Here is a 7,146-nt window from a genome sequence, read left to right on the forward strand (position 1 = left end):
GATTCGCCGGCGGCGATCAGGCGTGTTTCTGCAGAATGCGGCCACGCCAAATATTGCGCGTAACGAGCTTCTTGCGCGTGCCGGTCGGGTTGCCATCGGCGTCGATGATTTTCTCATCGACCTCGACAGACTCCTTTCCCATACGCTTGAGTTGAACTCGATCACCCGCCTCGATGTTCAGCTCATTGACGACCTGCTGCAGCTCGATGCCCCACACATCGCCACCGGTATCCAAACGGACCAGGTAGGAGAACGAGGCATTTCGCTCGAAGCGGTAGCGGTGCCGGCCATGCCGTTTGACTACCCCTTCCTTTGCGTCGGACCAGTCGATGACGTCCGAGGACGCCGCCGATGCGGTCGCCCGCCGCTCCGCCTTGGGCGGGGCAGCAGGTGACTCGTCGGAGACCGGCAGCTCCTCGCCGACGTCGAAGCCCTCATAGTCAGCAAGGCTAGCCGGCGGCGCTGCGAAATAGTCCTGCCCGGTGGCCGAGGTAGACCTCTCGAACGGGATGAACTGCGCAGCGTGATGGAAGCGCGGCAAATCGTGCCAGGTGGTGTCAGCTACTGGCGAAGGGAAGCTTCGCAGCGAGCAGGGCCCGCTTTGCATGACCCCATGAAGGCGCTGCGCGAATTCGCGCTGCCGGTCTTGCAGTGCTTCACGCTGAAGCCGATCAAGCTGCTCGTAATCCGCCCGGGTGCGATAGGCCTCCGGAGCACGATAGGGAAACAGCAGGGCATCGACCACAGGTGACTGGGTGGGTAGATAACGCATGGTGAACTCCTCGTAGAGAGGAGACACGTCACCCCTAGGGGGAACGTGCCCCCTAGGGTGTGATGCTCCGGACGGGCCGGAACGATAGGTGCTGGAAACCTCCAGCTGGGTATCTCTCGACCAACAGAGGTCGAGGAGAATCTGATCGGCGCAGCCTGGCGCTCTGCCCATAAGACTCGAGAAAAAGCCTCCCCCGGTGAGGGGGGAGGTGTCAAGCAATCACACCGTCAGTTGCTCGAGAACCTGGTGCTTGGTGAGGGTTCGAACCAACCCCTCGCGCAGCAACTCACTGTCGACGCCGGCGAAGTAGGCCAGGGTCTTGAACGAGAAGGGACCGAAGTCCTCCTCGTCCATCACCCAGGCCCAATGCTCCTGGCGAGACGCCAGCGAATTGCGCCGGTCCAGCAGAACGCCCAGCGCGTGATGCAGCATGTATTCGCGAACGCGATCGATGTCTGCGTCAGTCCAGACGTAGGTGTCGACCTCGCTGTCCGGAATGGCCAGCAGGTCGAAATACAGCTGCTCGATATCAACCGCGGTGTTCGTCTTGCGAGGCGCCCGTTTGACCCGCGGCCTGGGCAAGCGCTGCGGTAAGGGAAATTCGCAAAACGAGCTTTCGGTGAAAGAAAGCGCAAGTTGCATGGTATGCCTCCGGTTAGGAGGAGACACACCCCCCACCAGGGGGTATGTCCCCTGGTGGGTTGTCCGCCGTGAGGCGGTTGGTAGATCAGCGGCCGCGGTTAGGCGGCCTGGGTCAACACACGCTGCACGAGCGCCTGGAGGGCGCTGCGCAACTGTCCGAGGTCATCCAGCAGCTGCCAGTGACCGGTGCCAAACATCAGCTGCAGTTTCGTGGCCTTCGCCTCGCCATAGGCGATCGCGAACACCTCGATTCCTGAAGCGCGACACCGGGCAACCATATCGATCACGTCGGTCACGTTCCGCGGGTCGCCGTCGGTGCTGATGATCAGCACCTTCCGCTGTCCCTTGGCGCGCAGCAGATCACCGGCGGCCGGCCATATGGCGCTGGCCAACGGTGTTCCACCGGAAGCGGTCAGGCCGAAGCGTTGTTCTGCCACGGCGCTGGCCAGGTTCTGGCCGTGCCGTTTCAAAACGCCGACCTGCTCGCGATCTCCCCGAGGGAAAACCATCGCACCACTGGTAACGCCGGCAATGCCCTCCAATGCCGTGAGCATCGCAAAGCACGCCTCCTCCGCAACCTGGATAGGCTTGCGCCCGCCGGTCTTCACACCCATAGAGCCAGAGCCATCGAGCAACAACTGGATAGCAGCATTGGTGCGCTGCACGGGTTCCTGTTTCCGGAAGATCCGGTTTTCCCCAACCCTCACCCGTGCAAGGCTCGCTGTATCCAGGCGACTGCCCGTTTTACGCACGGTGACCCGTGCGTTCTGGCTGCCCTGAATGAGACCATTGAGCACCTGGCGCAGCCCCATGGAGGCGGCGCGTCCGTTGATGACAACGTCCTGCTGCAGAGCCTGTGAACCGACAGCGTGCGCCAGCACCGAACTCGGCTTGGAGCGTGTGCCGCCGGCGTTGGCGCTGATCAGGGTAGCGGCTTGGGATGAGACATCCCCAAGCGCATCCTGCATGGCCTGTGAGTCAGCGTTTACCACCCGCTGCTTGAGGCTTGGCTGAGCGCCCTGCTGATCGGCGCCAGCCTGGCCGGACGTCGCTTGCGCGTCGCCTTGACCTGCCTGATCGCCGCTGCTGGAGTCACCCTGGTCTCCCTGACCAGGCTGATCCTGACCTTGCGGCGCAGGATCTGGATTCGCGCCAGCATCAGGCTGCTGAGGCTCCTCTTCATCCAGCACATCGAGTATCCGATGCGCGAGCTGATACACCCCTGCGGTATCCGGCAAGCCGGTGACCGTGGACAGTAGCCCCAGGATCTTCGCGCGTCGGCCGGCACCAAAGGTGTTGGCCAACGCAGCGTCCAGGACAACGGCGACCTCTTCGATCGGCTGATTGAGCAAGCGCGCCCGGCCGATGATCAGGCAGGCGTCGTGCAAAACCACCGCCTCGGATTTGCCGTCGGCGCTCCAAGGCTTCTGGAACACCTCCTGGGCGGTCACCCGCAGTGGCTCGATGGCGCAGTAATGGTCTTCCATCATGAGCTTCTCGATCCGCAGATCTTCGAGCAGGTTCAGAAGGCGCCCCATGAAGGGGCTCTCCGCGTTGGCCAGCTCATAAGGCTCATCGTCCGTGTACTTGATGTGTGCCGACTCATGGGCCGTCCACCCGAGGGTGACGTTGACCATGCGTGGCGACTCATCTTTGAGCACCGGCAGGTAAATCACCTTGTCCTGTGTGGCCGGCTGGTTTCCACCAAACTCGATGCGCACCCCCAGGTCGTCGCAGAAGTAGCGCGCGATGATCGGGAAGGCGTTGCTCAGAGAACGTTGCATAGCTGTCACTCCAGTAGTGGAGGACACACCACCCCCAAAGGGGGCAGGTGCCCCCGGGGGGTTGGTTTACATGCAGAAGTCCAAGGCGTCCTGGGTAGTCGGCATTGGGATATTGGCAATAGACGTAGCAACGCCCAACGCCGACATCTGGGCATCGATCGCCTGCCCGTCAATGGCCCGGGCCTGCAGCTCTGCGGCTACCGAGCTCAGCTCCTGAAGACCAGGTGCTGCCTGTTGCCCGGCGATCTCATCCAGCAGCTCGCCGACGGACATTCCGTCGTCGTCCGCGCGGGACGGCGACAGCTCGCTATCAGGAGCCGAAGCTACGACGGCAACAGCCGCTGCCGGTGCCTGGTCGATCACGACACTCGCCGCCGGCACGCTAACGGTGGTAGCGGTCTGCGCAGCAGAAGCCGCGAAGGAGGCTGCCAACTTCGAGATGTTGCGCTCGTCACTCAAGGACAGCATGAGTGTCTGCAGCGTCTGGAAATGCCCACCCTCGTACGGCCCCTTTTTGGGGAGCTGCTCGATGACAGACATCATGTGCTCGGCGACCAGGTGGATCCCAGGATTCAAGAACGCGAGCGAAGTGAGCTTGCGGTGAATCTTCAGGATCGCGCTGACCGCCTTGCGGCTGACAGAGGACTTGTTGGCGAAACTGCCATCCACCAGGTCCTCGGCCGCGTCCGCGATCTCCCGGAACAGCTGTCCGGAAAGACCCTCCACTTCCTGCTCCAACCCTTTGCTCAGGGCCGGATCGGATTTGTCGGGTACCACGCGCACCAGGGTGTAGCGAAAGCCTAAACGTTGGGCCACCACCTCTTTCGGGGTCTTGGCCTTTTCGATCGCAGCTTGCCACTTCGGATCCTTGTCCCACTTCAGCGCCCACGCGTCGAAGTTCGAGTCGTAGTTGTCGAGGAAGGATTTGATCTCAAGGCCGAACTCGCGCTGGATGTCATCGAGCTCCTTCGCGATGGCCGGAGCCGCGTCGTTCGGGATGCCGTAGCCGCCCAGGAAGCGCACGCCTTCGCTCTCGAGGAGACGATGGGCGCGCCGCTTCAGGTTGTCGAACCGCTTGATCTGCTCGGGATCCATGATCCGCTTGCTACCCAGCGATGCGAGCTCCGCCGGCGGCAGATCCACACCAGGACCGAGGTCCTCGATACGGAGTTTTTTGCGGCCGGACCAGATGTTGACGTCGAGACCTACCAGCAACAGCTTGCTGAGGGTTTCGATTTCCTTGATGGGTTGAGCAGTTTGCATAGCGAAGACTCCGGTTTAGGCGGGAGTCTTCCCCGATGGGGAGAGACCCCCATTGGGTTTGAGATGAGCTGCTGGTGATTTGAGTGCCCAGCTGGCACTTCACAGCTGCCTCCACATGGAGGCGGCCGAGAACCGGATTTGCTATAGCCGACTATAGCAAATCGGGCTCAGAGAACGGGGGCCCGAAGGCCCCTATTCACCAGTCAAACGTGGGCAGATCGTCCTCGACTTCAGCGTCGCGGTCGAACGCCAGGTACATGATCGCGCCGTCGTGGGCATTCTGGCAGTAGTCCAGGATGTCCTTGAAGGCTTTCGATGCGCCGGCCTCAATGAGGCCTTCGATCGTCCTGCTGCCGATACAGATGACATAGCCATGGCGAGTTTCAAGCACCGCTGGCACGAACGGGTCGTCGGTCTTGAGGGTGTCGCGATAGTCGGCGGCCATCCGGTCCAGCAGCAGGAAGTCTTCCTGCGTGACGTGGGCATTGGACAGCTCGATCGACTTGGTGAGGTTCAGTTGCATTGCATTGCTCCATCGTAAGGGACGGAGGCCACCCCAGCGGGATGGCCCCGCCAGGGTGGTTTAAAAGCAGAAGGACGTCTCGCCTGCAGCAGCCACGTCGGCGACCACAAGGCTCGAAAGGTCCATCGGTCTTGGCATAACGCCCAGGGTAACCAGGGCATCACGCCATTTCGGCATCGACGCATCGGTGAGGTTGCAGACGCGCTGCAGCACCAGGTCCCAGCCATCCGGCCGGGTAGCCTCCAACTCGTCGCCAGCATCGTCTGACAAAGTCAGCCGAGCCGGTTCCTTTAGAGACACCTTCAGGGCGATGAGCAAAGCGACTTTCTCGACCTCGTATTCCGGATCGACATTGCTTGCCGCAAGCTTCCCGAAGGAAGCCTGCACCGCCTGCAACGCGTCGGCGAAGCCGAGCGATTCCGCCGCGTTGCTCAGATCAGACAGCGCCTGCTTTGCCCACCATTCGGTGTTCATCTGCTCGACGTTGTTCTGGCCCTCGGAGTCCATCGCGAAGAAAAGCGTCACGATCAAACCCCCGGAGCAACGACAGGATCGTTTGCCCAGGCCGTGCCGAACTTGTCCTTGGCGATGGTATGGATCACCAGTCGCATGGGCTTGTCCGTCCGGTTGGTCAGTGCTTCGCGCAGCGCCTGCGCCAGAGGGCAGGCGAACGGGAAGTTCGCTTGCCTGCTGGCAGCGGTGCTGTAGGTCGTCGCGATACGGGCCCAGCGCAGCAGGGTCCGCGTCGAGAAGGTGACCGTCAGCCCCGATTGGCCAGCTTGAAGCGCCTGGTCGGGATTGCCGATGAACTGCTGACGCACTCCATTGGCAACATCGATCATGGTGCTCAGGATCGTTGCATCGACCTGCGGAAGCGTCGCCTGCAGAACCGCGAGCTCCTCCTCCTTGGTCAGGTAGGAGACTTCCAGCATGCGGTACCGATCCCAGGACGCGAGGTTCTGGGACAAGGTACCCGTGTAGAGGCCCGTCTCATCACCTTGGCCCCGCGTGTTGCAGGTGATGATGAAGCGGAAGTTCGGGTGCGGCACGATGACCTCACCGCGGTTTTCAGCCAGCACCAGGGCGCCGCCTTCCAGTACCGCGTTGAGGCCGGCCATGACGGCCGGATCCAGGAAGTCAGCTTCATCCAGGAGGAAGATGCTGCCCTCTTTCATCGCCAGCGCCAGCGGCCCGTGCGCGAACACGGTCTGCTGATCACCGGTGACAGGATCACACTGCAGCGACATCTGACCAATGAGCTCCGGCATTTCCATGCGGGAGTGGGCATTGACCTTGCGCAGTGGGTACCGCATCCGCGCCGCGATCTGCTCGACGACGGACGTTTTGCCGGCGCCGGTCGGACCGACGAGTGCCAGCGAGTCACCGCCCGACGCTGTCAGGAAGTTCATCACGGGCATACGCAGTTCGGTGCGGAACAGGAATTGCGCGTTGTGCTTGGGTACCAGCTCGAGCAGCGGGTGATTCTCGGCGGCGAACGCAGGCGACATAGTGTCAGCGTTGTTACCAGTAACACCGTAAGCGGACATCGGGACGCAAGGGGTAAGGTTCATGGTGGATCTCCAGTAAGTTGGAGGCGCACCATTCCCCTACGGGGCGTGGTGGCCCCTGTAGGGTTTCAATGATTGCTGTGAAGACGCACAGCTGCGTTATCGCTCTCGGGCCGCATAGCCAGAGAACAGATCCGGGAAAGCTCTGGTAAACCGGTGGTTTACCGCAGCGTTCCAGGCAAGAGACAGGGGCGCTTTCGCGCCCCCTCATCCTCACAGGCAAAATGCCTGAGATTCTGTCTCCTGGTCAACCGATGGCAGCCTCATGGCCTCCAGCGCGGCAGTCGTGATCGGGTGATCCGAATCGAGGGTGATCCGGACCCGCTCAGACGGTGCCTGCCGGAAGCGCTGACGCTCCTCCTCAGTCGCCTGCAGCTTCCGGCTCTCGAAGAGATCCTTCCACCGCATGTTGCCGGCCTGCTGATAGCGGACAATGCGAACGCCCTCTGCCTCTGCCAGCATGTATCCGCCCATCTGCTCGACGAGATCCGCCTGCAGGGCTTCCCGTTGGCCCTTTAAGGCCTTCAGCTGTTCCTGCAGCGAGCTCGACAAGGCATCGACGTCGCGTACCTGCTGCGCCGTTGCTGCCCAGCG

General features: G+C 62.0%; 8 protein-coding genes. All 8 read right to left on the reverse strand.

Features of this window, described 5'->3' with window-relative positions; genetic code table 11:
* Nucleotides 1-16: 16 nt before the first annotated feature.
* Nucleotides 17-772: a hypothetical protein gene (locus tag ACUCV0_RS23220; RefSeq protein WP_482213844.1), complete on the reverse strand. Its 756-nt coding sequence runs from the start codon at nucleotides 770-772 to the stop codon at nucleotides 17-19.
* 219 nt (nucleotides 773-991) lie between these two features.
* Nucleotides 992-1,414, reverse strand: a complete 423-nt coding sequence (locus tag ACUCV0_RS23225; RefSeq protein WP_074585472.1) for a hypothetical protein — start codon at nucleotides 1,412-1,414, stop codon at nucleotides 992-994.
* A gap of 98 nt (nucleotides 1,415-1,512) precedes the next feature.
* On the reverse strand, nucleotides 1,513-3,198 hold the full coding sequence (locus tag ACUCV0_RS23230) for a VWA domain-containing protein (protein ID WP_482213845.1): 1,686 nt from the start codon (nucleotides 3,196-3,198) through the stop codon (nucleotides 1,513-1,515).
* Between the two features lie 66 nt (nucleotides 3,199-3,264).
* Nucleotides 3,265-4,461 carry a DUF3150 domain-containing protein gene (locus ACUCV0_RS23235; protein WP_482213846.1) on the reverse strand — a complete coding sequence of 399 codons (1,197 nt, stop codon included), beginning with the start codon at nucleotides 4,459-4,461 and terminating at the stop codon, nucleotides 3,265-3,267.
* Between the two features lie 196 nt (nucleotides 4,462-4,657).
* On the reverse strand, nucleotides 4,658-4,984 hold the full coding sequence (locus tag ACUCV0_RS23240) for a DUF5983 family protein (RefSeq protein ID WP_482213847.1): 327 nt from the start codon (nucleotides 4,982-4,984) through the stop codon (nucleotides 4,658-4,660).
* Nucleotides 4,985-5,044: 60 nt separating this feature from the next.
* Nucleotides 5,045-5,509: a hypothetical protein gene (locus ACUCV0_RS23245; RefSeq protein WP_482213848.1), complete on the reverse strand. Its 465-nt coding sequence runs from the start codon at nucleotides 5,507-5,509 to the stop codon at nucleotides 5,045-5,047.
* A 2-nt stretch (nucleotides 5,510-5,511) separates the two neighbouring features.
* Nucleotides 5,512-6,555: an AAA family ATPase gene (locus ACUCV0_RS23250; RefSeq protein WP_482213849.1), complete on the reverse strand. Its 1,044-nt coding sequence runs from the start codon at nucleotides 6,553-6,555 to the stop codon at nucleotides 5,512-5,514.
* A gap of 210 nt (nucleotides 6,556-6,765) precedes the next feature.
* The coding region (locus tag ACUCV0_RS23255) for a hypothetical protein (protein WP_482213850.1) at nucleotides 6,766-7,146 on the reverse strand (381 nt) is incomplete at its 5' end.

Source organism: Pseudomonas sp. VMV1, assembly GCF_056790235.1.